This window comes from Burkholderia sp. Nafp2/4-1b (assembly GCF_003635165.1).
Taxonomy (GTDB): domain Bacteria; phylum Pseudomonadota; class Gammaproteobacteria; order Burkholderiales; family Burkholderiaceae; genus Burkholderia.
Genome location: NZ_ML058597.1, coordinates 24,878 through 51,187, shown reverse-complemented (window position 1 = coordinate 51,187; position 26,310 = coordinate 24,878). Strand labels below are relative to the sequence as shown.

Annotated in this window: 22 protein-coding genes and 2 pseudogenes; 14 read left to right on the top strand and 10 right to left on the bottom strand. The window is 67.5% G+C overall.

Features of this window, described 5'->3' with window-relative positions:
- The first annotated feature begins 4 nt into the window (after window positions 1-4).
- Window positions 5-1,705 (top strand): choline dehydrogenase, encoded by a 1,701-nt coding sequence (gene betA / locus C7H84_RS00260; RefSeq protein ID WP_121856857.1) that lies wholly within the window; start codon window positions 5-7, stop codon window positions 1,703-1,705.
- An 84-nt stretch (window positions 1,706-1,789) separates the two neighbouring features.
- Here the strand turns inward: betA and C7H84_RS00255 are convergent, their stop codons facing one another.
- The 6 genes from C7H84_RS00255 to C7H84_RS00230 form a co-directional block, all read right to left on the bottom strand.
- Window positions 1,790-2,923, bottom strand: a complete 1,134-nt coding sequence (locus C7H84_RS00255; protein ID WP_121856856.1) for a hypothetical protein — start codon at window positions 2,921-2,923, stop codon at window positions 1,790-1,792.
- 223 nt (window positions 2,924-3,146) lie between these two features.
- Window positions 3,147-3,650: an activator protein gene (locus tag C7H84_RS00250; protein WP_121856855.1), complete on the bottom strand. Its 504-nt coding sequence runs from the start codon at window positions 3,648-3,650 to the stop codon at window positions 3,147-3,149.
- A gap of 123 nt (window positions 3,651-3,773) precedes the next feature.
- Window positions 3,774-4,598 (bottom strand): OmpW family outer membrane protein, encoded by an 825-nt coding sequence (locus C7H84_RS00245; protein ID WP_121856854.1) that lies wholly within the window; start codon window positions 4,596-4,598, stop codon window positions 3,774-3,776.
- Window positions 4,599-4,674: 76 nt separating this feature from the next.
- A complete protein-coding gene (locus C7H84_RS00240) occupies window positions 4,675-5,928 on the bottom strand; it encodes a DUF2957 domain-containing protein (RefSeq protein ID WP_121856853.1) in 1,254 nt (417 codons plus the stop codon).
- Window positions 5,929-5,999: 71 nt separating this feature from the next.
- On the bottom strand, window positions 6,000-7,598 hold the full coding sequence (locus tag C7H84_RS00235; RefSeq protein ID WP_121856852.1) for a DUF2957 domain-containing protein: 1,599 nt from the start codon (window positions 7,596-7,598) through the stop codon (window positions 6,000-6,002).
- Between the two features lie 635 nt (window positions 7,599-8,233).
- Window positions 8,234-8,530, bottom strand: a complete 297-nt coding sequence (locus C7H84_RS00230) for a cupin domain-containing protein (RefSeq protein WP_121856851.1) — start codon at window positions 8,528-8,530, stop codon at window positions 8,234-8,236.
- 429 nt (window positions 8,531-8,959) lie between these two features.
- Between C7H84_RS00230 and C7H84_RS00220 the strand changes: the two genes are divergently transcribed.
- From C7H84_RS00220 to C7H84_RS00210, 3 genes are all read left to right on the top strand, one after another.
- Window positions 8,960-9,904 (top strand): ABC transporter ATP-binding protein, encoded by a 945-nt coding sequence (locus C7H84_RS00220; protein ID WP_121856850.1) that lies wholly within the window; start codon window positions 8,960-8,962, stop codon window positions 9,902-9,904.
- Between the two features lie 5 nt (window positions 9,905-9,909).
- Entirely contained in the window at window positions 9,910-10,680 is a 771-nt protein-coding gene (locus C7H84_RS00215) for an ABC transporter permease (RefSeq protein WP_121856849.1), read from the top strand.
- Window positions 10,681-10,849: 169 nt separating this feature from the next.
- Window positions 10,850-11,557, top strand: a complete 708-nt coding sequence (locus tag C7H84_RS00210) for an MBL fold metallo-hydrolase (RefSeq protein WP_121856848.1) — start codon at window positions 10,850-10,852, stop codon at window positions 11,555-11,557.
- A 47-nt stretch (window positions 11,558-11,604) separates the two neighbouring features.
- Here C7H84_RS00210 and C7H84_RS00205 read toward each other — a convergent pair whose 3' ends face one another.
- The gene (locus C7H84_RS00205) at window positions 11,605-11,835 is read right to left on the bottom strand and encodes a hypothetical protein (RefSeq protein ID WP_121856847.1); all 231 of its coding nucleotides are present in this window, start codon (window positions 11,833-11,835) and stop codon (window positions 11,605-11,607) included.
- Between the two features lie 152 nt (window positions 11,836-11,987).
- On the opposite strand from C7H84_RS00205, the gene C7H84_RS00200 reads away from it, so the two are divergent.
- From C7H84_RS00200 to C7H84_RS00175, 6 genes and pseudogenes are all read left to right on the top strand, one after another.
- Window positions 11,988-13,757: an ATP-binding protein gene (locus C7H84_RS00200; protein WP_121856846.1), complete on the top strand. Its 1,770-nt coding sequence runs from the start codon at window positions 11,988-11,990 to the stop codon at window positions 13,755-13,757.
- Window positions 13,758-14,042: 285 nt separating this feature from the next.
- A complete protein-coding gene (locus C7H84_RS00195; RefSeq protein ID WP_121856845.1) occupies window positions 14,043-14,474 on the top strand; it encodes a YciI family protein in 432 nt (143 codons plus the stop codon).
- Between the two features lie 145 nt (window positions 14,475-14,619).
- Window positions 14,620-15,426, top strand: coding sequence for a DinB family protein (locus C7H84_RS00190; RefSeq protein WP_121856844.1), 807 nt, complete (start codon window positions 14,620-14,622; stop codon window positions 15,424-15,426).
- Entirely contained in the window at window positions 15,423-16,157 is a 735-nt protein-coding gene (locus tag C7H84_RS00185; RefSeq protein ID WP_121856843.1) for an alpha/beta fold hydrolase, read from the top strand. The genes C7H84_RS00190 and C7H84_RS00185 overlap by 4 nt, the downstream gene beginning before the upstream one ends.
- Window positions 16,158-16,256: 99 nt before the next feature.
- A complete protein-coding gene (locus tag C7H84_RS00180; RefSeq protein ID WP_205611379.1) occupies window positions 16,257-17,105 on the top strand; it encodes an alpha/beta hydrolase family protein in 849 nt (282 codons plus the stop codon).
- 132 nt (window positions 17,106-17,237) lie between these two features.
- A pseudogene (locus C7H84_RS00175) lies at window positions 17,238-17,900 on the top strand (LysR family transcriptional regulator); the annotation flags it as partial.
- 231 nt (window positions 17,901-18,131) lie between these two features.
- Here C7H84_RS00175 and C7H84_RS00170 read toward each other — a convergent pair.
- Together C7H84_RS00170 and C7H84_RS00165 are read right to left on the bottom strand one after the other, a co-directional pair.
- A complete protein-coding gene (locus C7H84_RS00170; RefSeq protein WP_121857861.1) occupies window positions 18,132-18,362 on the bottom strand; it encodes a hypothetical protein in 231 nt (76 codons plus the stop codon).
- Between the two features lie 253 nt (window positions 18,363-18,615).
- Complete coding sequence (locus C7H84_RS00165) at window positions 18,616-19,521, bottom strand: hypothetical protein (RefSeq protein ID WP_121856841.1); 906 nt, start codon at window positions 19,519-19,521, stop codon at window positions 18,616-18,618.
- 78 nt (window positions 19,522-19,599) lie between these two features.
- Here C7H84_RS00165 and C7H84_RS00160 point away from each other — a divergent pair, with 78 nt between their 5' ends.
- Window positions 19,600-19,938 (top strand): helix-turn-helix transcriptional regulator, encoded by a 339-nt coding sequence (locus tag C7H84_RS00160; RefSeq protein ID WP_121856840.1) that lies wholly within the window; start codon window positions 19,600-19,602, stop codon window positions 19,936-19,938.
- A gap of 553 nt (window positions 19,939-20,491) precedes the next feature.
- Complete coding sequence (locus tag C7H84_RS00150) at window positions 20,492-21,898, top strand: methyl-accepting chemotaxis protein (RefSeq protein WP_121856838.1); 1,407 nt, start codon at window positions 20,492-20,494, stop codon at window positions 21,896-21,898.
- Between the two features lie 72 nt (window positions 21,899-21,970).
- Here the strand turns inward: C7H84_RS00150 and C7H84_RS00145 are convergent.
- Window positions 21,971-22,201: pseudogene (locus tag C7H84_RS00145) on the bottom strand (hypothetical protein); the annotation flags it as partial.
- Window positions 22,202-22,273: 72 nt separating this feature from the next.
- Between C7H84_RS00145 and C7H84_RS00140 the strand changes: the two are divergent.
- Together C7H84_RS00140 and C7H84_RS00130 are read left to right on the top strand one after the other, a co-directional pair.
- Window positions 22,274-23,542 (top strand): lipoprotein-releasing ABC transporter permease subunit, encoded by a 1,269-nt coding sequence (locus tag C7H84_RS00140; protein ID WP_121856837.1) that lies wholly within the window; start codon window positions 22,274-22,276, stop codon window positions 23,540-23,542.
- Between the two features lie 556 nt (window positions 23,543-24,098).
- Window positions 24,099-26,072 carry a Xaa-Pro dipeptidyl-peptidase gene (locus tag C7H84_RS00130; RefSeq protein ID WP_121856835.1) on the top strand — a complete coding sequence of 658 codons (1,974 nt, stop codon included), beginning with the start codon at window positions 24,099-24,101 and terminating at the stop codon, window positions 26,070-26,072.
- The last annotated feature ends 238 nt before the right edge of the window (window positions 26,073-26,310 follow it).

The window sequence follows — 26,310 nt, the reverse complement described above, 5'->3', positions numbered from 1 at the left end:
CGTCATGACGACACGCGAATACGATTACATCATCTGCGGCGCCGGTTCCGCGGGCAACGTGCTCGCGACGCGCCTGACGGAAGATCCGAATGTCACGGTGCTGCTGCTCGAAGCGGGCGGCCCCGACTACCGCTTCGACTTCCGTACGCAGATGCCGGCGGCGCTCGCCTATCCGCTGCAGGGCCGTCGCTACAACTGGGCCTACGAGACCGACCCCGAGCCGCACATGGACAACCGCCGGATGGAATGCGGCCGCGGCAAGGGGCTCGGCGGCTCGTCGCTGATCAACGGGATGTGCTACATCCGCGGCAACGCGCTCGACTATGACAACTGGTCGACGCACAAGGGGCTCGAGAACTGGACGTATCTCGACTGCCTGCCGTACTTCAAGAAGGCCGAAACGCGCGACGTCGGCCCGAACGACTATCACGGCGGCGACGGCCCGGTGTCGGTCACGACCAGCAAGCCGGGCGTGAACCCGTTGTTCGAGGCGATGGTCGATGCGGGCGTGCAGGCCGGCTATCCGCGCACCGACGACCTGAACGGCTATCAGCAGGAGGGCTTCGGCCCGATGGATCGCACCGTCACGCCGAAGGGCCGCCGCGCGAGCACCGCGCGCGGCTACCTCGACCAGGCGAAGGTGCGGCCGAACCTCGAGATCGTCACGCACGCGCTCGCCGACCGCATCCTGTTCGACGGCAAGCGTGCATCGGGCGTCACGTACCTGCGCGGCAGCGAGCGCGCGACCGCGCATGCGCGGCGTGAAGTGCTCGTGTGCAGCGGCGCGATCGCATCGCCGCAACTGCTCCAGCGCTCGGGCGTCGGCCCCGGAGCGTGGCTGAAGGAACTCGACATTCCGGTCGTGCTCGACCTGCCCGGCGTCGGCCAGAACCTGCAGGATCACCTGGAGATGTACATCCAGTACGAGTGCAAGGAACCGGTATCGCTGTATCCGGCGCTCAAGTGGTGGAACCAGCCGAAGATCGGCCTCGAATGGATGCTGAACGGCACCGGCCTCGGCGCGACCAACCACTTCGAGGCGGGCGGCTTCATCCGCACGCGCGACGACGATCCGTGGCCGAACATCCAGTATCACTTCCTGCCCGTTGCGATCAACTACAACGGCTCGAACGCGATCGAGATGCACGGCTTCCAGGCGCACGTCGGGTCGATGCGTTCGCCCAGCCGCGGCCGCGTGAAGCTGCGCTCGCGCGATCCGAACGAGCATCCGAGCATCCTGTTCAACTACATGGCCGAAGCGCTCGACTGGCGCGAGTTCCGCGATGCGATCCGTGCGACGCGCGAGATCATGCGGCAGCCCGCGCTCGACCGCTATCGCGGCCGTGAGTTGAACCCGGGCGCCGACTGCAAGAGCGACAAGGAACTCGACGCATTCGTGCGGGCCCGCGCGGAAACCGCGTTCCATCCGTCGTGCTCGTGCAAGATGGGCTATGACGACATGGCCGTGGTCGACGAAGAGGGCCGCGTGCACGGGCTGGAAGGGCTGCGGGTGGTCGATGCGTCGATCATGCCGATCATCACGACCGGCAACCTGAACGCGCCGACGATCATGATCGCGGAGAAGATCGCGGACAAGATCCGTGGCCGCACGCCGCTCGCGCGTGTCGACGTGCCCTACTTCGTCGCGAACGGCGCGATGGCGCGGAACGTCGCGAAAGCGGTGCGGCAGCCGGAGACGGTGTAACCGCGCCAGCGCCCTGCTCCGGGCGCGGTAGCAGCCAGCCACCTGCACGGCTCGCGGCGTTTTCGCCGCGAGCCGTTTTTCATTTCACCGGACGCTGTCGCCGCCCGTGCTGAAACGCGTGATCGGCGCCGCCCTCGGCCGCACGCGCTTCGCGCGCACGATCGGATTCGCTCTCGACGTCAGGCTCATCGCGCCGCTCAAGCGGTCGAACGCGACATCCTCGTTGCGTCCGAAGCGACCGACCGCCGGCCACGCGAGCGCTTCATCGAGCCACATCCGCCACGCGTCGCCTTGAAAGCGACGCGCGAATTCGCGCACCACGTCCGGCGCCGCGATCACGATGCCTGCCAGCAGGTAATAGGCCCAGAAACTGCCCGCACCGACGAGCCGGTCGAGCCTGCACACGGCCGTCGCCGCGAGCAGGCCGTCCACCGACGCGAGATCGGCACGACGTTCGCGAATCGCGCGCGCAACGAGATTGTGCCGGCCGCCGTACGCAGCGAACGACACCCCTTTGCCGGCCGCCAGCTCCGCGCAGAACATCGCCAGCGCGGCCATCTCGTCGATGCGCGCGGCGGCGTCGCGCGGGCCGCACAGGCGCAGCACGATTGCGTCGATGATCGCGCCGGGCCGCGCTGTCGGGTCGACGCAGGCTGCTGCGATAGCCGCGCGTCGTTCTCTCAGATTCTTTGCACGCGGCGCTTCGTCGTTGCCGGGTAGCGCTCGCCCTTCGCGCGCGTCGGTGTCGGCGTCATCGCCGCGGCTCGATTCGACACCGCCGGCAATTCGTTCCAGCGCGGCCCAGCCGTCGTCGGTGTCGTCGAACGCCCACGCATCGACGAAGCCGTACGCGGCGTCGAACACCGCGCGCGATCCCGGGCAGCAGCGCTCCGCGTGCAGAAGCTGCTGCGCATCGGGCACATGCACGCAGGCGTCGTGCGAATCGCTCGCATCGCACGCGCACGCGCCGCCGTCCGCCACGATCCACGGCGCGAGTTCGTGCAGGACGGCGAGCGCGTCGCACGACAGGTTGACGGCGGCGCCCGCTCGAACGCCGACCGCGCGCGACGGCAGAACGGTCGTCACGCCGCCGTCGGCCGCCGCCCCGCACGCCGCTTCGTTCAAGTGTTCGATCAGATACTGCAGCCACGCGGCCGTGCGCAGCCGGTCAGGCGTCGCACCGCGGGCATCGCCATACTTCGCTGGGTCGGTGAGCATGGGTGGTCCGGAGTGGTTGTTATGTGTGGGCTGAAGCAGGCGGGACAGTGTGCCGCACCGTCCCCCTTGACGGCCGCCCGCATCGGATCGCGACGCAAGCGGCCAGCCGGACGTCACGCCGATAGGCGTGACGCCGCCAACGCATCGCGACACCGGAACGCCGGCCGCGCATCCTTGCACGGCCCTCGTGACTGGCGGGCGCCCGGTTTCGATCGCGCGACGCTTACTGCACGTGGAATTTCGGCGACGTCGCGACCGTACCGCTGACCGTACAGTCCGGCGTCAGCACCGAATTGTTGAACGTCAGCGACGAGTTCGGATCGCTCCACGTCGTCACGACCTTGCTCGGACCGCAGGCGCCGAGCAGCGTGACGTTCACCTTCACGTTGTTGATCGACAACTGCGTCGTGCTGTCGGCCTGGCCCGTCCACGGCGCCGCACTCGTCGCGCTGCCGCTGATCAGGCCACACGTCGCGCCGCCCGCGAACGTCGTCGACGTGATGTTGACGATGCCCGTCGACGTGATCGTGCCGTTGAACGTCGCGTTGCAGCTCGCGTTGACTGCCCCCTTGCTGAGCGTGGTGATCCCCGACGCGGAGAACGGTTCGCCGTTCGGGTTCATGGCCTGGCCATCGGCACGCGAAACGGTCACGGCGAAAGCAGGCGCGGCCGACACCGCGGTGAATGCCACTGCAGCAACAAGCGATACGATTTTGCGAATGCTCATTTGAACTGCCCCCTCTCTTCACAAATGGCGGCATGCCGCCAGGAACGCGACACCCCGACCGGAGTGCTGCCCGGCCGTTCGGTCGCAGGAAGCCGCCGGCACGCGCGTTGCGCGCCGGACGGCTCAGAACTTGTAGGAAATCCCGACGAACGTGATCAGCGGATCGGCCTTCAGCCGCGTGCGCGTGGTCGCGAGCGTCGAACCGTCGGCGGCCTTGATCACGAGCGACGAGTAGGTCTTCAGCGGCATGTACGTGAGCGTCGCCGTCAGCCCCCAGTGCTTGTCGATCGCGTAGCTCGCGCCGACGTTGTAGACCGGCGTGAACGACGACGACGCCTTGCCCTCCACCGACGTCGGCCCCGGCTTGCCGGCGCCGGCCGCGAGCACGCTGCCGAGGTTCTCGTTGATGTCCTTCGCGAAGTTGCCGTTCAGTTCGATGTTGCTGAACCAGCTGTAGGCCACGCCGATCCCGATGAACGGCCGGAACTTCGCGGTCGGTGCATTGAAGTAGTACTGCAGAATGATCGTCGGGCTCCATTGCCGCGCGTTCTTCACGGCCGGCTGGTTCGATGTCTTGTCCATGTCGACCGAGCCGAGCGCGCCGGACGGACCCGGCGGCCGGATCACCCCGTGCCCGGTCAGCGTGAATTCCGGTGGAATGCCGAGCACCGACGTGACCGCGATATGGTCGGTGAAGAAGTGCGTGAGCGTGAGGCCCACCGTATCGGCGTTGTTGACCGTCAGGCTCGTGCCCGGCGACGTGAACGAACCGGGCAGCCGCAGCGGCCCGTTGATCGGCATGCCCGCGAGATTCGTCGTCAGTCCGTTGGTCGAATCCTGCGGCATGATGTGCAGCCAGCCCAGCGTCGCGACGTTGTCGCCCGCCTGCTGGGCCGATGCGAGCGTCGACGCGCCTGCGACGACCCCCGCGACAATCAGCTTCTTCATGAAGTCTCCCCGTCATTCTGTCCGGGCGGCACCGCGCACCCGCGCGCGGCACCGCCGTGTCTCCATCCACGCGTGCTCACTGCACGAACGCACCGACCGTGAAATACGGATTGCTCGCATCGGCCATGTCGAGAAACCCGAACACGCCGCCGGTGAACACGAACTTGCCGGTCGCGGGCCCCTGCGCCGCATCCGCATGCACGGTCGTCACGACGCCCGGCACCTTCTGCGTGTAGTCGAGATTCAGCGCACGCGTGAGCGCGGCCTGCGACGCGTTGAACGGATCGAGCAGCGTCGCCTGCGCGCCGATGAGCGCGGTCGCGCGGTAGTTGAACGCGCTGTCGACGCCCGTGTACTCGCCGTTCTGCGAGCCCTGCGTGATGGCCGTCCGCGGGCTCAGGAACGAAATGCCCGATTCGTCGTCCGCGCTCGGCGGGCCCTGCGTGAGGTCCGCGTTCGCGGCACCGGTGCGGATGAAGATCGGCACGAGCTGGTTGCGCAGCTTGCCGACGATCAGGATTCCCTTGCCGGCCTTCGCCGGATCGAGCGCGGCGAGCGTCGGCGCAACCTGCGGCTGGTAGTTGAGCGACTGGAACGCCGGCGCATCGGCGCGCAACGTGAACGGCTGGTTCACGGTCGCGGTCGACGCGAGCGGCTGGCCGCCGTTCTTCTTGCCGAAGTTGTCGGTCTCGACATAGCTGCCGTCCGCGTTGATCGTCACCTGCTGGTCGAGCGCCACCGGCTGGAAGCTCTGCGACGGCACCTGGTGGTAGCCAAGCTGGTTGTAGCTGCCGGCGATCTTCGACAGATCGGTTTCGAGCGACGAGAAGCTGATGAACGGGTAGTACGGGAACGTCGTCTTCGGAATCCTGCCGACGCCGATCACGCCGTCGAACTGGATCGTCGCGCCGGGAATCGCACCGCCCAGCACGCCTTCGCCGAGGAACAGCCGCGCCGGCCGACTCGGGTCGAGGCTCGCGTTCTGCATCCGGAACGTGCACTGGTTCAGCTTCACGGTCGGCAAGCCGGTTTCATCGGCCAGCGTGCCGTCGACCACGTTGGCCAGGGCCGTGTCGCGCGTCGGCTGCACGGTGCCGGCGGTGGTCGGCACCGGCGATGCGAGATAGGTGATCCGGTACGTCATCTTCGTCGTGTCGAGCTGCACCTTCACCAGTTCGCCGGAACCTGATCCGCCGATGAACACCGTGTTGTAGTCGATCGTCTGCGGACACAGCCGGACCACCGGCGCGGGCGGCGGGTCGCCGTCGCCGCCGCATGCGACCAGCACGGGCGCAAGCGACGCCGCGGCCATCCAATGCTTCACATTCATAGGAATCCTCTAGAATTTCGATTCACCGGCGGCGACGCGCTCGCCGCCGGTGTTCCGTGTTCAGTACGCCGTTACTGGACGAACGCGCCGACCGTGAAGAACGGGTTGACCTTGTTGTTGTTGACGACCATCGCGTAGATGTTCCCGGCCGTCACGAGCCAGCCCGTGTCGCCCTTGCTGAAGATCGCCACATTGCCGTTCGCCCCCTTCGCGTTGAAGTCCTGCGACGCCGTGACCTTGATCTTGCCGGGCGTGGCCTGCGTGTAGTCGAGCGCGAATTGCGACGTAACCGACGACGTCTGCGGGTCGATGAACGCAGCGGTCGCGCCCTGGAACAGCGTGGACGTGTAATTCGCGGCGATCGTCGATACGGCGGTACCGTCCGTGCAGTTTCCGGCCTCGGGCAGGAAGAACGTGCCGTTGAACGTGCCGGGCAGGTCAGGATGCGCCGTGGTGCCGCTGAAGCTCGGCCCCGAGGTCGCCGGTGCGCCGGACACACCGTTGGACGTCACCACCCCGCACGCGGACGCGCTCGTCGCACCGATGAAGCCGCCCTTCAGCACATTGGTCGCAACGGGTTGCGCGGGCGACAGCATCGAGATGCCGACTTCCGCGTCGGCGACGGACGCCAGCAGGTTGGTGGCATCGGCGTGCGAATAGCCGACGCGAATCACGACCGGCACCAGCACGCCGTTCAGCTTGCCGACGATCATCACGCCATGCGCCTGGGTCGGCGCCAGCAGCACGAGCGGCTGCTCCTGCCCGGCCGACGGATACGGCATGCCCGGATTCGCGCCGCTGACGAACACGTTGTCGGCACTGCCGTCCACGTTCTTGCGCAGCGTCCACGGCGTGCCGGTCGTCTGGCACGAGTAGTCGCTGCCCGGCGTGATCGTGCACGTGCCGTCCGCGTTGAGCGTCTGGTTCCAGTTCACGACATCCGGCTGCCAGCCCTGCGGGGTGGCGGTCTGATAACCGCTGCCGGTCGGCGACAGATGAATGCCGACTTCGTTGTACACGCCGGCCACCTTCGCGAAATCGGTCTCGGTGTCGGTAAAGCCGATGAACGGATAGAAATCGAACGTGCGCGACGGCACGGTGCCGATATTGATACCCGGCGCGATCGGAATGCCGTCGAACTGGATCGTCGCGCCCGGAATGCCGCCGCCGACCACCCCGTTCCCGACGAACAGCATCGGCGGATCGGTGCGCTTGATCGTCACCGCATACGCGCCGTCGCTCGTCGCGCCGCTGTCGAGCACGAATGCGCAGCGGTTCTGCTCGGCGGTCGGCAGATTGGTCGGATGATGGAACGCGCCGCTGATCGTCAGGCCCGCGCGCGTGTTGTTGACCTGCCCCGCCGACGTCGGCACCGACGATGCGATGAACTGCATCTGGTAGGTGAGCTTCGCCGTGTCGAACTTCACCTTCACGTATTCGCCGCTGCCCGCGCCGCCCGTATAGGTCGTCGTGTAGTCCAGCGAATCCGGACAGAGCTTCGTTACCACGGGCGGCGTCGTTTCGGCGCCGCTCGGGCCGCAGGCGCTGCCGGAGCACTGCGGCACGTTGATCGGGCCCGGATCGTCGCCGCCGCCGCAACCGGCGACGAACGGCAGCGCCAGCACGGCGCATGACAGGATCGCCTTCCGCCCTTCAGGAATGCAAAGCATCAACCCCTCCTTTTCAGATACGACAGGTCTCGTCCGGACGGGCTGCGTGGCCCGCCGGTTGGTATCGCTGGTATCGCGCCGCCACGACGGCACGCGGCGCATGACGGTGCGCGCCATGCGCGCCGCGTGGCCGGTCAGGCCAATGCGATCAGGACCGCCGCGGCAAGGCAAGCGCGACCCGACGGCACCGTCATTCGGCACGGCGCCGGCGGAGCAATCGAAACGGAATGTGGCGCGTCGCTACAGCGACAACGCGATGCGATGACGCAGGCGCGCGACTCGCGTCGCGCCTGCATCCGGCGAGCAGCAGGGAAACGGCCGTGCGGATGGCCCCTCGGATAGGCGTCTCATGTTTTTGGTCTCCATACGTACGCTTGATTCGTTATCGTGATGCGTCGTGTGTCGAGACTATGATCGGACGATACCCACAAGTAAATGGATGCAGAGTTCCAAACGTGCCGAACCGCGCAATCCTAGCGCATGCACGGTGTTTGACAGTTTTTCAAACAGCCTTCAATTTCTTTGCTCAGACAAATACCCGGGCGGTATAACAACCGTTTGAATGATGCCGGGCACACCGCGCAAAGCCCAGCGGGCAAGCGTTCGCCGGTTCGCACGCGTGCCGCGGCGCAACCTCACACGTCGATGATCGCGAGCGTGCCGTGACTGCCGGGCAGCACCGCGTGACGCGTGCCGGCCACCGCGAGATACATCTGTCCGGCCTCGACCACGACCGTCTGCCCTTCAACCTCGAGCATCAGCCGACCGTCGAGCACCAGCAGCCCCTCGTTGTAGTCGTGCACTTCCGCTTCGTAAGGCTGCGCGTCCATGCGCAGCACCTTGATCCGGGCCGGCCCGACTTCGCCGACGATCGTGGATTGCCATGCAACGGCCTGCGCGGCCGCGACGGACTTGAAATCGATCAAAGACATGCGCACCGCTCCGCAAACGTGAGAGGAACGCATTATCGCGAGCGCGGCGTGCGCCGTCCCGGTACGGCACGGCGGCCTTCCGGCAGCACAGTCGGCCTGACCGCCGGTCCCGTTGCCATGCGCAAAGCGCGACCGCCCGCTCGGCCGAAAACGCGCCGCATTGTTCGCCCGTTTCAAATAAAGCGCCGCTTTATTGAATAACCGACATGGCTTTCATGCAAATCCCGCACGCTCATCGCATGCCGTTCTCATCGAAATGCATTTCCATCTTCCGATTGCTAATATGGCGGTCCTGCGATCCCGCACCACAACGCCGTTCGACATGACGCCCGTTCGCCATGCCGCACCCGCAGCCGGCCGCTTCGCAGCGGCGGCGCCGGGCACGCGCGGCGCGCAGCGTCGGACCGACCGGCCGTGCCATCCGTGAGCATGCAACCGATCCTTTCCGTCTCCGACCTCTCCAAGACTTACGCGTCCGGCTTCCAGGCGCTGAAGCACGTGACCCTCGACATCCGCCCCGGCGAGATCTTCGCGCTGCTCGGGCCGAACGGCGCGGGCAAGACCACGCTGATCGGCTCGATCTGCGGCATCGTCACGCCGACCGAAGGCCGCGTGACGGTCGGCGGCCACGACATCCGCGATCACTATCGCGCGGCCCGCGAAATGATCGGCCTCGTGCCGCAGGAGCTGACGACCGATGCGTTCGAAACCGTCTGGGCCACGGTGTCGTTCAGCCGCGGCCTGTTCGGCAAGGCGCCCGATCCCGCGTACATCGAGAAGACGCTGAAGGCGCTGTCGCTGTGGGACAAGCGCGACAACAAGCTGATGACGCTGTCGGGCGGCATGAAGCGCCGCGTGATGATCGCGAAGGCGCTGTCGCACGAGCCGCGCATCCTGTTCCTCGACGAGCCGACGGCCGGCGTCGACGTCGAGCTGCGCCGCGACATGTGGAAGCTGGTCGACACACTGCGCGAAAGCGGCGTGACGATCCTGCTGACCACTCACTACATCGAGGAAGCGGAAGAGATGGCCGACCGCATCGGCATCATCCTCGGCGGCGAGCTCGTGCTCGTGGAAGAGAAGCGAGAGCTGATGCACAAGCTCGGCAAGAAGCAACTGACCGTGCAGCTCGAGCATCCGCTCGCGACCGTGCCGGCCGAACTGGCCGCCTTCGGGCTGGAGCGTTCGGAAGACGGCGCCGCGCTCGTCTATACCTACGATTCGCAGCGCGACGATGCGAGCATCGCGAAGCTGATCAACGCGCTCGGCACCGCCGGCATCGGCTTTCGCGACCTGCATACGACGCAGAGCTCGCTCGAGGACATTTTCGTCAGCCTGATCGACAACCGCCGCAACGGCGCACAAGGGGCGTAACCCACATGGCGAACTGGAATTTGCATGGCATCCGCGCGATCTACCGCGCCGAAATGGCCCGCACGCGGCGCACGCTGATGCAGAGCATCATCGCGCCGGTGATCTCGACGTCGCTGTACTTCGTCGTATTCGGCTCGGCGATCGGCTCGCGCATCAGCGACGTGAACGGCATCGGCTACGGGTCGTTCATCGTGCCGGGCCTCGTGATGCTGTCGCTGCTGTCGCAGAGCATCTCGAACGCATCGTTCGGCATCTACTTCCCGCGCTTCACGGGCACCATCTACGAGATATTGTCGGCGCCCGTGTCGTACTGGGAGATCGTGATCGCATACGTGGGCGCCGCGGCGTCGAAGTCGCTGCTGCTCGGCTTGATCATCCTCGCCACCGCCGGCCTCTTCGTGCCGCTGCATATCCTGCATCCGTTCTGGATGGTGCTGTTCCTCGTGCTGACGTCGATCACCTTCAGCCTGTTCGGCTTCGTGATCGGCATCTGGGCCGACAGCTTCGAGAAGCTGCAGCTCGTGCCGCTCCTGATCATCACGCCGCTCACGTTCCTCGGCGGCAGCTTCTATTCGGTCGACATGCTGCCGCCCGCATGGCGCATCGTCACGCTGTTCAACCCGATCGTCTACCTGATCAGCGGCTTCCGGTGGTCGTTCTACGGGCTCGCCGACGTGCACGTGGGGATCAGTCTCGCGGCGACCTCGCTGTTCCTCGCGATCCTGCTCGCGATCGTCGCGTGGATGTTCCGCACCGGCTACAAGCTGAAGAACTGAGGCACGAGCACGCGCCGTGCCCGCGGCGCGACTGCGGAAACCCCCGGTTCGCGCAACGCGAGCGACGCTGATAGACTGATTCGGAAGATCGACCGCAGCCGTCTGTTGCACCGTCTCGTTGCGGTGCGCAGGCGGCGCGGCTCCGCCCATTCCCCGCGCGAGGATCCCGATGAGCGCCTCCCGAATCGACGCCGTCCGCGATGGCCTGTTTCGTGCGACGACCTACGTCGACACGCTGAACCTGTGCTTCAGCCAGTTCTTCGTCCGCTCGCCGCACGGCGACGTGCTATGCGTCGAAACGGGCACCCGCGACAATTTCACGCGGCTGAGCGCCGCGCTCGACGCCGTCGGCATCGCGCCGTCGATGGTCAGCAGCGTGATCGTTCCGCACTTCGAAGCGGACGAAATGGGCGCGCTACCCGACTTCCTCGCGGCCAATTCGGCGCTCGTCGCGTACGGACATCCGATGTGTACCTGGGGGCTCGCCGACGTGTTCGGCGTACGCGCGGTCCCGCTGAAGGACGGCGAGCCGATGACGCTGTCGGGTATCGACGTCGTGCCGGTTTTCACGAAACACGTGCATCAATGGGATGCGCTCGTCGTGTATCTGCCGGCGTACAAGGCCTTGCTGTCGTCGGACATCCTGATGCGCTTCGGCCGGGAGGACGCCGACGATCCGCTGCCGGCGATTCTCGATGCGATCACCCGCTCCGACTACCTGCCGTCGCTCGCACACCTGGCGAGCGCGCTGCGCCGCATCCAGGCGCTCGATCTCGACATCATCCTGCCGATGCACGGCCCGGCGATCACACGTGACATTCCGCGCGTGATCGCCGGGGTGATCGCGCATTGCGACGCGGCGACGGCCGCGGTGTAGCGCGCACGCGCTGCCGCAGATGGCCGCCGGTTGCCGCGAGTTGTCGATCAGGCGCCGGTCACGACGAATTCGGCGGCCGCCTTGCTCTGGACGGCGGCCATTACCGCCAGTTCAGCCTTGTTGCGCGGCTCGCCGGCTACGACGCCCGTCGCATGCTTGGCCTTCGCGCCAAGCGGAAAGAACACGAATGACGCGCCGGCCGGTGCATTCGGCTCAGCTCGCAGGCGCTTGTTCAGAATCTTCAGGTACTTTTTCTTCGAGACTTCCTTCGTTGCCATGGCGCCCTCCGCATGAACGTGATGCTGGTCAGCATACCAGCTTTGACCGGCGGCTCCGGAGCGCGCCGGGCGCTCGACTGAACTAGAATGAATCGGCTTGGGCGGCCCGCCACGGCAGGCCGCGGCCGCCATGTCCTTATCGGAGCGTATCCATGCACGTCGAGTTGTTCGCGCAGCACCACGGTTGTCCGGGCTGGGAAGGGGAAATGGCCCGGCGCGTCGCTGCGTTCGACTGGTCGACGACCGGGCTCGGGCCGCTTGACAGCTGGTCGCCGAGCCTCGTAGCGGCTGTCCGCACCGTGCTGGCGTCGCCGCTGCCGCTGGTGATGCTGTGGGACGAGCCCGGCTACATGATCTACAACGACGCGTACGCCGGGTTCGCCGGCGGGCGCCATCCGTATCTGCTCGGCCAGCCGGTCGAACTGGGCTGGCCCGAGGTCGCCGACTTCAACCGCAACGTGATGAACACCTGCCTCGCGGGCGGCACGCTGTCGTATCGCGACAAGGAACTCGTGCTGCTGCGCAACGGCCAGCCCGAAGACGTCTGGATGGACTTGCACTACAGCCCGCTGCCCGACGACGACGGTGCGCCGGGCGGCGTGCTCGCGGTCGTGGTCGAGACGACCGAACGCGTGCTCGCCACGCGCCATCGCGAACGCGCGGAAGCGGCGCTGCATGCATCGAACGACGCGCTGCGGCGCCTGACCGAAACGCTCGAACAGCGTGTGGCCGATGCGATCGCCGAGCGCGCGGCGATCGAGGAACAGTTGCGCCACGCGCAGAAGATGGAAGCGATCGGCAGCCTGACCGGCGGCATCGCGCACGACTTCAACAACGTGCTGCAGGTGATCAGCGGCAACCTGCAGATCCTCGCCGTCGAACTCGGCGAACGCGCGAGCGCGCAGCCGCGGATCGAAAGCGCGAACAACGCGGTCCGGCGCGGCGCGCAGCTCGCATCGCACCTGCTCGCCTTTGCGCGACGCCAGCCGCTGTCGCCGACCGTGCTCGATCCGCGCCGGCTGATCGACGGCATGAGCGAGATGCTGCATCGTGCGCTCGGCGAAACCGTGCGGATCGTTGTCGCGCTGGCACCCGACGTCGGCAACGTGCTCGCCGACCGCCACCAGCTCGAGAACGCGCTGCTGAACCTCGCGATCAACGCGCGCGATGCGATGCATGGCGACGGCACGTTGACGATCGCCGCATATAACGACTCGGGCCCCGCGCCCGCCCCGGACACAGGGCGCGCACCGTTGCCGCCCGGCGAATACGTGACGTTCGAAATTACCGACACGGGCATCGGCATGACGCCCGACGTGCTCGAACGCGTGTTCGAACCGTTCTTCACGACCAAGGCCGACGGCGAAGGCACGGGGCTCGGGCTCAGCATGGTGTTCGGCTTCGTGAAGCAAAGCGGCGGCCACACGTCGATCGACAGCACGCCCGGCCAGGGCACCACCGTGCGGCTCACGTTTCCGCGCTGTCAGGATGCGCAAGCCGAGGAGCCGGCCCGCCCGCCGCAGCACGATCCAGTGCGGGGCCGCGAAACCATCCTCGTCGTCGAGGACGACGCGGACGTCCGGCTCACCGTGGTCGACATGCTCGCGCAGCTCGGCTACAAGGTCCTCACGGCATCCGACGGCGAATCCGCATTGCGGATCCTCGACAGCGGCACGCCGATCGACCTGCTGTTTACCGACGTGATCATGCCCGGCCGCATCAAGGGCGGCGAACTCGCGCGCCGCGCGTCGCTGCGCACGCCGCCGCTGCCGGTGCTGTTCACGTCGGGCTACACGCGCGACGAGATCTTCCACGCCGGGCGGCTCGACCCCGACGTCATACTGCTCGGCAAGCCGTACCGCCGCGACGAGCTCGCTGCCCGGATTCGCAGCGTGCTGGACGCGCAGGTGAAGGCGGCGTGAGCGGCGGGCTGGCGGGCCGGCATGCACGGGGCCTGCTTTTGGCCATCGCGCCCGGAAGCGTTCGGGGGTGTCGGGCACACGGGCGATATCGACGGCGCGGCGGTGTGGCGGTGCGCACCCAGGCGCGCGCCTGTCCGGTCACCGGTCATCAGCAAATTTTTTGGCCCGATGTCGATTCGCGCGATCGTCGCGCGTCGTAGTGTCGTAACCGGGCGTTTTGCCGGCCGCGCGGCCGGCCGATCGCGAATCAGCGAATGCCCCTTTCCCGTTCAAGGAGTAGCGACAATGCGCGTCATGGTGATCGTCAAGGCAACGGCCTCTTCCGAATCGGGTGCGATGCCCGATACCGAACTGTTGGCCGCGATGGGCCAGTACAACGAGGAACTCGTGAAAGCCGGCGTGATGCTCGCCGGCGAAGGCCTGCATCCAAGCTCGCGCGGCAAGCGCGTGCATTTCTCCGGCAAGGACCGAACCGTCATCGACGGCCCGTTCGCCGAGACCAAGGAACTCATCGCCGGCTACTGGCTGTGGCAGGTGAATTCGATGGAAGAAGCCGTCGAATGGGTCAAGCGCTGCCCGAATCCGATGCCCACCGAATCGGACATCGAGATTCGTCAGATCTTCTCGCCCGAAGACTTCGGCGAGGCTTTCACGCCGGAACTGCAGGAACAGGAAGCACGGCTGCGTGCGGAGATGGACGGCAACTCGAGGGCGTAAGCGGGGCGCAAAGCGGGCGCCGCGTAGCACCGACGCGGCAGCCCGTGGTATGACTCTTCCGAAGAAATGCATCGCCGGCATTGACGAACCCTCCTCGCGTAACGTATCGTTTTGAAACGTTACTGGAGGAGGCCTGGCCGTCATCATGCATTCCCGTTTCGACCGTTTCCGCGCGACGCCGCTCGGCGCGCAGCTCGAAGCGCTGATCGCGCAACCCGAGCGCTATGTCGAATTCGCGGCGCTATCGCGGGTCGGCGTCGCCGCGATCGGCGCGATCCAGCATGAGATCGCGCGCAAATTCCCGGAAATCGAAGCCGATACGACGGCCCGCCAGTTCTGCGGTGCGATGGTCGCCGACGTGATGCGCCGCCGCGGGCACGATGTCGTGCAGGCGCGTGGCCGGATCGGCGGCGCGCTGTTCAGTTACGGCGCGGTGTTCAGCGCGTATCCTCATGTGCTGCCGTTCGCCGACCTCGTCGCGGCGCTGGCCGCGATGCCGGCGCGGATCGCGGCGTATGCCGCACATGTGCCCGCCACGCTCCGCACGCGCCGCCCGGCCGGCACCGGCTTCTCGCTCGTCGAGCATGCGTGCCACCTGCGCGACCTCGACGCTGTGTTCGCCGAGCGCATCGACGCCGTACGCACGCACGATCTGCCGGTGATCGCGTCCGTCGATGGCACCGCGCTCGCCGCGCAGCGCGACTACCTCTCACAGCCGCTCGACGACGCACTCGACGCATTCCAAAACGGCCGCGCCGCGCTATGCGCGACGGCCGCCGCACTGCAACCGGCTGACCTCGCACGCTGCGGGCTGCGCGAGGGTATCCGCCGGATGTCGCTCGACGAACTCGTGCGCGAACTGCTCGACCACGATCGTACACACGTGCTCGAACTCGACGAGTTGCTCGCCGAACTCAAACTGCCGCCCCTTTCCTCGCCGACCGCCGAATGAGCCAACCCACCGTCCCGGTCGTGTTCGTCCACGGTTTCATCGGCACGTTCGACGTGCCCGTCTGGCCCGGCCCGCACCTCGCCCCCGACCTCCTCGGCTACGGCATCAATCGCGGCGCGCCGTTCGATGCGATCACGCTCGCCGCACAGGTCGAGCATCTGCGGCAGGCAGTCGACGCGCACTTCGGCGCGCGGCGGTCGGTCGATCTCGTCGGCCATTCGGTCGGCGGCGCGCTCGCGATGCTGTTCGCGCATGCGCATCCGGCGCGCGTGCGCCGCATCGTCAACGTCGAAGGCAACTTCACGCTCGACGATGCATTCTGGTCGGCATCGGTCGGCCGCATGACGCCCGCGCAGGCCGACGCGATGCTCGACGGCCTGCGCCGCGATCCGCCCGGCTGGCTGCGCGGCGCAATCGAGGATCCGTCGCCGCGCCAGCTCGACGACGCACACCGCTGGCTCGCGCATCAGCCGGCGTCGACGCTGCGCGCGATGGGGCGCTCGGTCGTCGCGACGACGGGCGGACCAGGCTATCTGCAGCAGCTCGCTGACGTGTTCGCGCGCTATCCGGTGTGGCTCGTCGCCGGCGAACGCTCGCGCGCGGGCTGGCATGTGCCCGATTGGGCGCTTGCACGCTGTGCCGGATTCGAGACGATCGACGACTGCGGGCACCTGATTCCGGCCGAGCGGCCGGCCGCGTTCCGGGCGACACTCGCGCGCTGCCTCGGCTGACGCGCGCGCCACCTGACAACCTCGTATGTTTCGCCGAAATTTGGTTGAAAGGCGCGGTTGCTAGAGTCGCCGAACAGGGTTTTCCCGATGCGAGGCTCCATGAACCTGGTACGCACGTGCTGGCTACTATTGCTGCTCGCCGCCGCAGGCCCCGCGTTTGCCTTCCAGGCGCGGGTCGTCGCGATTCCGAGCGCGGCGATGAACCAGACGCTGCAAGCGACCGTCGTGCTGCCAGACGACTACGCGCGCCTGCACCACGGCCCCGTACGCGGCGTCGAGCGCTTTCCGGTCGTCTATCTGCTGCACGGCTCCGGCGGCGACCACACCGACTGGACCGCGAACACGCGGATCGCCGCGCTGGCCGATCGCTATCACGTGATCCTTGTGATGCCCGACGGCGGACACGAAAGCTGGTACATCGACAGCCCGTTCGACTCGGGCAGCCGCTACGAAACCTTCGTCGGCGATGAAGTCGTGTCGTACATGGACATGCACTTCAGGACGATCGCGACCAAGGGCGCACGCGCGATCACCGGGCTCAGCATGGGCGGCTTCGGCGCGTTGCGCATCGCGCTCGACCGGCCCGACACGTTCGGTGCGGTCGGCAGCATCAGCGGCGCGGTCGATCCGCGCTGCTGCGAGGACGAGCCCGGCATCGATCACGTGTTCGGCGACCCCGGCCGCCATCCGTCGTTCTGGAACCGCAACGCGATCGTCGAAAACGCCCGCGCGTTCGTCCGCGCGCACCTGGACCTGACGATCGACTGCGGCCGCGACGACTCGTTCGTCGGCTCGAACCGCACGCTGCACCAACGGCTCGTCGCGCTCGGCGTGCCGCACGACTATGCGGAGCGTCCGGGCGGCCATACGTGGGACTATTGGGCACACGCGATCCGCTATCAGATGCAATTCTTCGCGGCGTCGTTCCAGCATGGCGGTTACGCGTAGGACCCGGCCTTCCTGACGCGACACGCGCCGACGCGTGCGGTGCGTTGGCCGCGTTGCCACATCGTCGCGGCGCCGCATCGCGCGACGGGCCCGATGGTAGGATGCGCAGGCATCGACCACCCGACTTCCTCCATGCCGCGCGACAACTTTGCGGACCTGCTTGCCTTCATCGCCGTCGCGCGCGAGCGCAGCTTCACGCGCGCCGCCGCCCGGCTCGGCGTGTCACAATCCGCACTCAGCCATACGATCCGCTCGCTCGAGACACGTCTCGGCGTGCGCCTCCTCACGAGCACGACACGCAGCGTCGCACCGACCGAAGCCGGCGAGCGCCTGCTGCAGAATCTCGCGCCGCGCTTCGACGAAATCGACGCCGAACTGTCCGCGCTCGCCGAGCTGCGCGACAAGCCGTCCGGCACCGTGCGCATCAACGCGACCGACTACGCGATCCGCACGCTGCTGTGGCCGAAGCTGTCGCCGATCCTGCGCGACTACCGCGACCTGAAGGTCGAGTTCGTGACCGACTACGGGCTGTCCGACATCGTCGCGGAGCGCTTCGACATCGGCGTGCGGCTCGGCGATCAGGTCGCGAAGGACATGATCGCGGTGCGCATCTCGCCCGACCTGAAGATGGCCATCGTCGGCGCGTCCGCGTATTTCGCCGAACGCGCGCAGCCCGCGACGCCGCAGGATCTCGTCGCTCACGACTGCATCAACCTGCGCCTGCCGACGCACGGCGCGCTGTACGCGTGGGAACTCGCGCGCGGCGACGACACGCTGCAGGTGCGCGTCGATGGCCACGCATGGGTACACCGATCCCGGTTATCCGGTCGAAGGGCGCAAGGTGTGAGGGTCGTCTGATGAAGCCGCAGGCCCGCGGCTCGCCGGCATGATGCGACGCTGCGATCGCGGGCCGGCGGACGATGAAGCATGAGGTGCCGGACGTCGAACGTCCAACCTCCAACGACGCGGCGCCTAAAAAACGGAATACGACAGCGGCACAAGCGGACGCAGAACCGCGAATTCAGTTCAATTGCCGTGCGCCGCGTCGGCGCTCACAACGCGATCGAAAAATTCCTGCGCACGTGCGAGCTCGTCGAGCGCGCGATCGAGCCGCGACATCGCGCGCGCATATTCGGCTGACGAGATGTCGTCGTCGCTTTCGCCGCGTACGGCGCGAAACGCCTGATCGACGTTGCGCGTCGCTTCGACGAAGCGCTGCGCGGCCTGGGCTTCCCGCGAACAGATGTGGGTCGACATCGACACTTCTCCCTCAGGGTTGCTGTGTGAAGCAAGCCGACGCTCAGTGTGCGTGGTGCGCATGTCGGCCGCGTGAACGACGGCGAGCAGCCTGTCGATGCACGCGCCACCGCGCGGCGCGCTTCGTGGCGATTGTCGCTCCGCATGCGCAGATCCGCTACGGCGAGATTGCAACAAATTCTTGCGCGTGCCGTTGCACGCGCATTCAGCGGCCCTGCCTCCTGTCCCACGCCACGCACGCGCGGCGCGAACGTCACGCGCGCCCGATGCGCGGATGCGCGAGCGTGCCGAACGTGGCGGTTTCCCCGGACGAAAGATCGAACAGATCGCCGGTGTGCTCGTGCGGATGCTCGGCCGCGGGCCGGTTGCGCAGTCGCGCGCCATGCGTGGGCGCGACATAGGCGGCCGCCGTTTCGATCGGCGGCACGTCGAACAGATCGCGCGTAACGCCACGCACGGCATCCGTGGGTGACCTGCCGCGCAAGCGCGCGACCAATTCGACGAAGCGATCGAAATCGCCGGCGCGCGTCGCCTTGTTCACCTCGGCGAGATCGCGCGCCTTCAGCACGCACGGCTGCGCGAGCCGCACGAAATACGGTGCTTCGAGCTCGACCGACAGCGCGAGCGGATAGCTCTTGCCGGTTTGCTCCTTCGCCCGCCCGATGCAGTCGACCACGGCCGCGCCCTGCGCGACGCCGAGCGGTTTGCCGGTGCTCACGCTGCGCAGGTGATCGGGGAACACGCGCAGTTGCGTGCCGACCGTCAGCGCAGTGGACGACACGCAAACCAGCGCGTAGTGCTGCTCGCGACGCCGGCCCGATGGGAGCGTCGAGCGACTCGCGATGAACGTATGCGGCGGCAGCGGCCGTACCTGGCCGCTCGCGTCGACCCAAGCATTCCACAGCAGCGCGTTCTCCCGCTTGCGCTCGCCCGCACGCGTGCGCGACGCGACCGGCGAAAACAGCGCGAGCAGCGAGCCCGTGCGATGCGCGGCGACTTGCGCGCTGTTGCCGAGCGGCTGGTTGATGCCCCACAGAAAACGCCCGCCCCCAAGCCGGCGCTCCCATTCCTTGCGGAGCACGACGGTCGGCAGTTCCTCGCCGGACTCGGTACCGATCTTCGTCCAGCAGAACGTGGGAGGGAGGTGTTTCAGTGTCATCAACTTTCTCGGGATACAGCCTCGCCGGTGACAGCAAGCCCATTCAACAACCGTAACTGTATAGGTATAATGCATCGCATGGAAGCCCCGGATCACGATTTTCCTGTACAAGACTTGCTACGCCGTCTGATGGCGGACACGCGCTCGTCCAGCGAAATCGCGCGACTTTCCGGGGTCAGCCAGCCGACCGTGTCGCGCCTGCGACTGTCGAACGGGCATCGGCTGCGGCGCAGCGCGCCATTCAACAAGCTATGCAGTTTCTACGGCGTCGATACCGGTCCGGCACGCCGCCGCTACAACGATCTGCTGCGCGACGCGATCGTCGACGCGTGGGACGGGTCGGACGAGCACGGGCGCGCGCTGCTGGTCGTGATTCAGGGATTGAAGGATCTGCAGGCGAAGGCGGGTGACGGGTGATGTCGCCCGCGCCGGTCATTCGTCGAGAGCGAACGTGATCGGTACGTGCACCCGGATCGGCGCCGGCGCCCCATTCCTTGCGTGCGCCGCGCGGCGGCTCGCCGGCACAGCGTCGCACGCCGCCGCATCGCGGCACGGATAGCCGCTGCCGGTCACGGCCCGCGCGGCGACGGCCAGGCCCGCCGCTTCGCTCTCGCGTTCGACGAGCGTGGTGCCGTGGTGGCCCGTGCAAATCATGCACACGGCATGGAGAGGACTGCATATCGATCGCTCCGATGTCCATCGCCCCGTGTTGCATCGCTCGCCCCCGCCGTCGTTATTGACTCGCCACGCGCCGTCGGCAATCTCACACCGCCCCTCATTGCGCGAGAGAATTCTTTCGGCTGCAAAAAATCGACGGTGGCACGGGGCCGGCGCCGGCCCCGCCATCCGGCATGCCGATCTCGATGTTTACCCCACCTCAAGTCCGCGGCCGTACGGCCGTCAAGTCAGGAACGCACACCCAACATCCGTCGGGAACCCGGCGCGCGTGCCCTCAAGGAGACCCAGCAACGTGAACCTCTTCGGAATCGGCCGCGGCCGCCGCTCGTCGCGCGCGCTCGTCGGCGACATCGCCGAGCAGGCCGGCAGGCTCGGCATCGAGATCTGCGACGTATCGGGTCACGTCGAGGAAGTCGCGGCCCGTGTCGCCCGGCAGGCGGAGGTCTGTCACACGCTGCGCGAGTCGGCTGCCCTCACGCTGCGCGGCAACCACCGGATCGCCGAGGCCGCGCAGCAGGTGCGCGACGTCAGCGCCAACGCGTCGAATGCGGTCCGGCAGTCGCAGCAGACGATCGAGGCGTCGCTCGCGGACATTCACGGGCTCGTCGAGGGCGTCACCACGATCAGCGACCAGATGGGCGCACTGCGCGACGCGCTCGACCATGTGCGGGCGGTGTCCGAGGAGATTTCCGTCATCGCGCGCCAGACCCACCTGCTCGCGCTGAACGCCGCGATCGAGGCCGCGCGCGCCGGCGAGTCGGGTCGCAGCTTCGCGGTCGTCGCGGCCGAGGTCAAGAACCTGTCCGCGAAGACCGGGCAGGCGACGGCCCAGATCGAGACGACTCTCGCGCGGCTCGCCGAGCAGACCGAACACCTGATCGCTGAAGGAACCGACAACGCCGCACGCGCGCACCGCGTGCGCGAGGGCACGCGCACGATCGGCGAAGTCGTGCACGTGACCGGCCACGCGATCACCGAGCTCGCCGGCGAGGCCGAACAGATCGCGTCGCTGACGGACGAGATCGAGACGCAGTGTCACCGTCTCGACGAACAGGTGGGCGAGATGGCGTCCGGCGTCAAGAACTCGAGCGACAACTTCTCGCAGGCCAAGGACCGGCTCGGCAATCTGCTCTCCGTCTCCGAGACACTGATCGAGCTCACCGCCGCGACCGGCATCGAATCGCCCGACACTCGCCTGATCGACACCGCTCGGAGCACGGCCGCCGCGATCAGCAAACTCTTCGAGGAGGCGGTCGGTCGCGGCGATATCGCACTCGACGCGCTCTTCGACACGCACTACGAACCGATTCCCGGCACCGACCCGCAGCAGTTCATGACGCGCTTCACGGCGTTTACCGATCGCGTGCTGCCGGCCGTCCAGGAGCCGGTGCTCGAGGTCGACGAACGCATCGTCTATTGCGCGAGCTTCGACCGGCAGTGCTACCTGCCGACCCACAACCGGAAGTTTTCGCTGCCGCAGCGCGCGGACGCCGCGTGGAACGCGGCGAACTGCCGGAACCGCCGGATCTATGCGGACCGGACGGCGCGCATGTCCGTGTCGCACAGCAAGCCGTTCCTGTTGCAGACCTATCGCCGCGACATGGGCAACGGCCAGTTCGCGCTGATGAAGGACGTGTCCGCGCCGATCGTCGTCGGCGGACGGCCATGGGGTGTCCTGCGGATCGGCTACAGCGTCTGAATCGGCGCGCGCGAGCCGCGCCTACTGCTCCAGCCCTACGTCCAACGGCCGCTGGTCGCTGCGCCCGTGATCGCGCTTCAGGCGCGGCGGCACCTCGCGCGGCGGCTCGACGAGCGGCCGCTCGGCATTCATCGCATCGACGACCTGAAAGACCAGCGGCGCGCCCGCATCGACCGCGACGAACGCGGTATGGGTCGAATCGTCGAAATTGCCGACCCACACGACCAGCACATACGGGCCGAGCACGCCGGCCGTCCACGCGTCGCGGAACGACCACGACGTGTCGGTCTTCCAGTACATCGGGCCTTCGCCCGACCTCTGCACGCGGTCGCTCCGCGTTCGCTAGAATGCGCGGCTCGGCAGGATTGAATCGACATGAAAGGAAACCGCTTGAAACTCCCGTTCGAATGGCAGATCGGGCTGCGTTACGCGCGCGGCGGCCGGCGCTCGGCCGGCGACGGCTTCGTGTCGTTCATCGCCGGCGCCGCGATGGCCGGCATCGCGCTCGGCGTGGCCGCGCTGATCGTCGTGCTGTCGGTGATGAACGGCTTTCGCACCGAGGTGCGCGACCGGATGCTGTCGGTGCTCGCGCACGTGGAAATCTTTTCGCCGTCCGGCTCGATGCCCGACTGGCGGCTCACAGCGCACGAATCGTTGCAGAATGCTGCGGTGCGTGCCGTCGCACCCTATGTCGATGCGCAGGCGCTGCTGACGAACGCGGGCAACGTGACGGGTGTCGCGCTGCGCGGCATCGATCCGGTGCTCGAACCGCGCGTGTCCGAGATCGCGCGCAAGCTGAAGACCGGCCGCCTCGACGCGCTCGTGCCGGGCGAGATGGGCATCGTGCTCGGCGCCGCGCTCGCCGACGCGCTGCACGTGAAGATCGGCGACCGCATCACGTTCTTCGCGCCCGGCAACACCGCGCGCCTCGGCGACGCGCTGCCGCGGTTCCGCCAGTTCAACGTGGTCGGCACGTTCGAGTCGGGCCACTACCAGTACGACAGCTCGCTCGCGTACATCCACATTCGCGACGCGCAGCAACTGTCCAACGTGCCCGCGCCGACCGGCATCCGGCTGCGCATCGACGATCTGCAGCGCGCGCCGGAGATCGCGCTCGCGCTGTCGCACACGCTGTCGGGCAACCTGTACATCCGCGACTGGACGCGGCAGAACCGCACGTGGTTCGAAGCCGAGCGGCTGCAGAAACGGATGCTGTCGCTGATCCTGATGCTGATCGTCGCGGTCGCCGCGTTCAACCTCGTGTCGTCGCTCGTGATGACCGTCACGCAGAAGCAGGGCGACATCGCGATCCTGCGCACGCTCGGCGCGCCGCCCCGCTCGATCATGAAGATCTTCGCGATCCAGGGGATGACGATCGGCCTCGCCGGCACGCTGGCGGGCGTCGCGCTCGGCTGCGCGATCGCGGTGAGCATCCCGTGGGTGCTGCCGGCGGTCGAGCAGTTGCTCGGCATCCGCTTCCTGACACCGTCCGTCTATTTCCTCAGCTCGCTGCCGTCGAAGCTGTCGGCGATCGACGTGATCGAAATCGCGTCGGCGGCGTTCCTGATGTCGTGCGTCGCGACGCTGTACCCGAGCTGGCGCGCCGCGCGGGTGCGGCCGGCCGAGGCGCTGCGCGACGAGTAGCCGCAATCGGCGGTGTTACGTGATCTCGATTCAGCATGTTTTGCGCTGTTTACAGACGGATTGCCGGAAGTTGAGCGCGCATGCCACACCCGCATCGAAACTTTATTTGACTACGACTAAAAAAGTTTGACACGGACATTTCACTGAGATAACTTTTGCGCAAGCTTCCGGAAAGCAATCCGGCCAGCGTGCCGACTCGCGTCGCGCTTTCCTGCCGTTGCAGCACCGCCGTTCGCAACATTCCCGCCTCATCGCATCGTGCCGTTCCGTTTCATCCGAAACCTGAAGGAAGCATGGGCATGCCCGCATTTGATTCGCACTCCTGCATTCGCGGCGAACCGCCGCACTGACACTTCCGTTCGAGGCGACGCGCTCGCCTCGACGCCGGCCGGATGCGCGCCGCCTGACGTGCGCCGGCACCGGCCGGGACCCTCGCATGTCTCGCCGTTTTTGATGGTGCAGTTCCGCTTCATCCAGCGCAGCACCCGGCCAGGCCGCAGGGGGCGTATCGCGAGCCGGCCGGTTCCACACAATCACAAGAGACGAGGTCGATTCAATGAACATTCATCGAACCGGAATGCGGCGCGCATGGCTGCCCGCGCTCGTGGCGGCCACGACGCTCGCCGCGTGCGGCGGCGACGACGGCGGCAGCGTGGCGGGCGTGTCAGCGCTCGCGCAGGGCCAACAGGAGGGCGCCGCCGCGGCCGATGCGTCCAATACGCAAGCGCTCGCGTCGCGCTTTTCGCCATCCGGCGTGCCATACGCGAATCCGGCCAGCGGCGGACGCTACCAGCCGGTGATCAGCAACGGCCAGGTGCAGCCGTCGCTGTCGGGCGGCACGATCGAAGAGAACGCGTGGGTCGACACGCCGGTCGATTCGGACGGCGACGGCACGCGCGACCGCATTCACGTACGCATCGTGCGGCCGTCCGAGACCGCGAACGGCGCACGCACGCCCGTCATCGTGCTCGCGAGCCCGTATTACGCGGGGCTCGCCGACAGCCCCGACCACGACGTCGACGTCGAACTCGACGGCACGCCGCATCCGGCGGCAACGGCAGCTGCGGCCGCCCCCGGCGGGGCATCCACGCGGATCCAGGCCGCCGCACCGCAAGGCCGGATGCTACAGCAGCTCGAAGCAGCCGCCGCCGGCCGCTCGTGGATCGAAAGCTACTTCATCCCGCGCGGCTTCACGATCGTCTACGCGGATTCGCTCGGCACCGCCGGTTCGGACGGCTGCCCGACGATCCTGACGCGCGACGAATCGGTCGCGATGGCGTCGGTGATCCGCTGGCTCGGCCGCGATGCGACCGCGAAGGACGCGAACGGCAAGACGGTCGTCGCGAACTGGTCGACCGGTCACGTCGGCATGTATGGCGTGTCGTACGACGGCACGCTGCCCAAGATGGTCGCGAGCCTGCGCACGCGCGGGCTCGATGCGATCGTGCCGATCGCCGGGCTGTCGAACATGTACGGCTACTATCGCTCGGGCGGCCTCGTGCGCGCGCCGGAAGGCTATCAGGGCGAGGATGTCGACGTGTACATCAAGGCGCTGCTGACGAACGCGCATCCGGAGCGCTGCACGCACCTGATCGACGAAGCGCTGCAGCAGGAAGATCGCAAGACCGGCGACTATTCGCCGTTCTGGGCCGCACGCGACATCCCGACCGCGTTCGCGGTCGCGCCGGCGCTCGTCGCGCAGGGGTTGACCGACGACAACGTGCGCGTCGACCAGTCGACGTCGTGGTATCTGGCGATGCGACGCCAGGGCGTGCCGACCCAGCTGTGGCTGCATCGCCTGAAGCACACCGACCCGACCCGCGTGCCGGCGATGGCCGACGCATGGACCGCGGAGGTGAACCGGTGGTTCACGCGCTACCTGATCGGCTATGACAACGGCGTCGAGCAGGATTCGCGCGCGGTGATCGCGCAGGCGGACGGCACGCTGCTGAAAGAGGCCGACTGGGCCGCGCGCCACGCGACGCCCGTCACGTACTTCGCAGGCGGCGACGGCGCGAGCACCGGCACGCTGCTGCGGCTGCCGAACGGCGGCCCGCTCGCGCGCTTCACCGACGATGCGCGCATTCCCGCGCTCACGCTGGCGAATACGCCGACGGGCGAAAACCGCAGCCGCTTCGAGACCGCACCGCTGACGGCCGCAACGCGCATTTCCGGCGCCGCGACCGCGCGCGTCAGGCTGACCTTCACGGGCGTCGCGAACGTCACGGCCCTGCTGGTCGACCGCGCGCCGGACGGCACGGCGACGATCGTCACGCGCGCGTGGACCGATCCGCGCAACCGGCTCTCCGAGTGGGTGTCGCAACCCGTGTTGCCCGGCATGCCGTACGACCTGAAACTGACGTTCATGCCGCGCGACTACAAGCTGGAAGCCGGCCACCGGCTGGGGCTCGTCGTCCTCTCCAGCGACTACGAGGCGACGCTGCGGCCGACGCCGGGCACAGGCCTGACGCTCGATCCGGCCGGCACGTCGGTGACGGTGCCGCTGGCTTCGCCGTCGGCGGGCGCGTAGTCGTGCCCCGGCTCCCGGCGTAACGGCACCGCCTCCCCCGCCTGCATGCCCGTCGATGCGGGCGGGGGAATCGCTGCACCAAGGGAACACCTGCGACAGGCTGCGGAAATCGAATGCCTACGGCGAGCCCGCACGATTCCCGTCAGCGCCAAAGCCACCGTCCGCGACGGTCGCTCGGTCCTGTTCCTGCGCAATCCCCGCGATGAGCGGGAGCTGCCTCGCGGCTGGCACGAAGCGG